General features: G+C 46.9%; 1 rRNA gene. It reads right to left on the minus strand.

Going from position 1 to position 277, the window contains the following annotated elements:
* Positions 1–144, minus strand: a 23S ribosomal RNA gene (locus GBAG_RS21770); the annotation flags it as partial.
* Positions 145–277: the final 133 nt, after the last annotated feature.

Consider the following 277-nt stretch of genomic DNA (forward strand, 5'->3'; position numbering starts at 1 on the left):
CAACGAATTGCACTGGGTTTCCCCATTCGGAAATCGTCGGTTATAACGGTTCATATCACCTTACCGACGCTTATCGCAGATTAGCACGTCCTTCATCGCCTCTGACTGCCAGGGCATCCACCGTGTACGCTTAGTCGCTTAACCTCACAACCCGAAGATGTCTCGTGAGACACAATCGATGTTGTGAAAATTTGAGAGACTCGAACATATCGTATTCCCATTCCTTATTACGGAGGAATGAGACGACATGTCGTTTCAATTTTCAGCTTGTTCCGGA

The sequence above is a fragment of the Buttiauxella agrestis ATCC 33320 genome, assembly GCF_000735355.1.
GTDB lineage: Bacteria > Pseudomonadota > Gammaproteobacteria > Enterobacterales > Enterobacteriaceae > Buttiauxella > Buttiauxella agrestis.